The 2,274-nt window shown below is 69.2% G+C and carries 3 protein-coding genes; 2 read left to right on the top strand and 1 reads right to left on the bottom strand.

Annotated features, from left to right (window positions below):
* The coding region (locus R1101_RS0121670) for a shikimate 5-dehydrogenase (RefSeq protein ID WP_026003571.1) at nt 1-655 on the top strand (655 nt) is incomplete at its 5' end.
* 122 nt (nt 656-777) lie between these two features.
* Here the strand turns inward: R1101_RS0121670 and R1101_RS0121665 are convergent.
* Complete coding sequence (locus R1101_RS0121665) at nt 778-1,617, bottom strand: sulfurtransferase (protein WP_016935339.1); 840 nt, start codon at nt 1,615-1,617, stop codon at nt 778-780.
* Nucleotides 1,618-1,799: 182 nt separating this feature from the next.
* Here R1101_RS0121665 and R1101_RS0121660 point away from each other — a divergent pair, with 182 nt between their 5' ends.
* The gene (locus tag R1101_RS0121660) at nt 1,800-2,273 is read left to right on the top strand and encodes an acyl-CoA thioesterase (protein ID WP_026003570.1); all 474 of its coding nucleotides are present in this window, start codon (nt 1,800-1,802) and stop codon (nt 2,271-2,273) included.
* The last annotated feature ends 1 nt before the right edge of the window (nt 2,274 follow it).

The raw sequence follows: 2,274 nt of genomic DNA, 5'->3' as shown, positions 1-2,274 counted from the left end.
TCGCGGCCTGGGTATTCGGGGAGCCGGTGTATCCATGCCGTTCAAGGAAGCGGTGTTGCCCCTCGTCGACGTGCTGCACGACTCCGCGCGCGCCATCGAGTCGGTGAACACGATCGTCAACGACGACGGAGTCCTGCACGCCTACAACACCGACTACCAGGCGGTGAGCGATCTGCTCGTCGGGCACGGTGTCGATTCCACCCTGCCGGTCACGGTGGTGGGCAGCGGCGGAATGGCGAAGGCCGTGACAGCGGCGCTGCGCCACAACGGATTCACCGACGGAACGATCGTCGCCCGCAACGAGGACACCGGACGGCCCCTCGCGCGCAAGTACGGCTACGAGTGGCGCGCCGACACACGCGACGTCGCGCCCGGTCTGATCGTCAACGCCACCCCGATCGGGATGGCCGGCGGGACCGAATCGGGCGACCTGCCCCTCCCCCACGATTTCGTCGCCGCGGCGTCCACGGTCTTCGACGTCGTGGCCGTCCCGCCGGACACCCCGCTCGTCCGGTTCGCCCGCGAGCACGGCATCCCGGTGATCACAGGCGACGAGGTCATCGCGTTGCAGGCCGCGCTCCAGTTCGAGCTCTACACGGGCGTGACGCCGACGCGCGAGCAAGTGCGCCGCGCGTCGGAGTACTCCCGCTCCTGATCGATCGGCGCCCCGGGGACGGCCGGTCGTCGGACGATCCCACCCTGTTCGCGGCCGTCGAGCACGACCGCGGTCTCTTCTCCGGAATACTTCTGCGGGTCCCGTTTCCGGCCGGACACCGGTCAGCCGCCGGTGGCGACCTCCCGTGCCGGATCGGCCGACCACTGCGACCACGAGCCCGGATACAGGGCGGCGTCGATGCCCGCGATCTCGAGTGCGGCGATCTCGTGTGCGGCGTTGATACCCGACCCGCAGTACACGGCGACGTCGGTGCGCTTCACACCGAGCTTCGAGAAGCGGTGCGCGAGCTGATCCGCGGGCAGGAACGAGCCGTCCTGCCGAAGGTTCTCACCGGTCGGCGCACTGACCGCACCGGGGATGTGGCCGGCGCGGCGGTCCACCGGTTCCTCGGCGCCGCTGTAGCGCGCGTAGGCCCGCGCGTCGAGCAGAACCCCGTGAGTGGCGAAGGCCGCGGCCTCGTCCGGGCCGATCGTCGGCATGTGACCGGGACTCAACGTCACGTGGCCCGGCTTCCGCTCACCGCCCGGGCCCGCGGCGAGCGGGTGTCCGCCGGCGATCCACGCCTGCAGTCCGCCGTCGAGCAACCGCACCTCGGAATGCCCGGCCCAGCGCAACAACCACCACGCGCGGGCAGCGGCGAGATCACCGGTGTCGTCGTACGCGACGACGGGCGTTCCGTCGTCGATCCCCCATCGGCGCGCGGCGGCCTGGAAGCGATCGATGTCGGGCAGCGGATGACGGCCGAGCTCGGGTGCGGGCGGGGCGGCGAGTTCCTCGTCCAGGTCGACGTAGACCGCGCCGCTGATGTGACCTTCGTGGAATCGGTCCCGTCCGTGCTTGTCGCCGAGTGCCCAGCGGACGTCGAGTATCACCGGAGATCGACCCTGCTCGATCATCTCGGCGAGCTCGACGGTGGTGAGGAGAACGGCAGTATCGGACATGACCCGATCCTGACACGAACCGCACACGGCGTTCCGGCTTTGGGGCGACACGCCGTGCATGCTGCGACGACCCCTCGGCGAACACGCCCCGTACACGTCCGATTCGAGGGTTTTGCGTCTCGGTTCGGGATTGGCGTGAGGGTTGGTCGGATTTGCCGTGCCGAGAGCACTATCGTCGAGACGTGAGCAACCGCCAGCCGACGAGCCCAGCCGCCCCGCCTGAGCCGGAGCAGTTCCCGGTGTTGTGGCCCATGCAGACACGTTGGGCCGACAACGACCATTACGGCCACGTCAACAACGTCACGTACTACTCGTACTTCGACTCGGCGGTCAACGGGTGGCTCATCTCCACCACCGGTGTCGACATCCGCGAACTCGACGCGATCGGGGTGGTGGCCGAGACCTCCTGCCGATATCTCGCCGAACTGTCCTTCCCCGACCGCCTGCAGGTCGGATTGGCGGTCGAACGTCTGGGCACCCAGTCGATCACGTATTCGCTCGCAATCTTCCGGGAATCCGACGACGCGCTGATCGCCGCCGCGACCGGCCGTTTCGTCCACGTCTACGTCGATCCGCAGACGCGCCGTCCCGTCCCCGTCCCGGACCAGATCCGCAAGGCCGCCGCTCAGCTGGCCACCCCGAGCGCCGGCCGGTAGC

Source organism: Rhodococcus sp. R1101 (assembly GCF_000278445.1).
In the GTDB taxonomy this organism is placed as follows: domain Bacteria; phylum Actinomycetota; class Actinomycetes; order Mycobacteriales; family Mycobacteriaceae; genus Rhodococcus; species Rhodococcus gordoniae.
The sequence above is the reverse complement of the archived record's forward strand: the minus strand, read 5'-3'. Positions and strand labels throughout refer to the sequence as shown.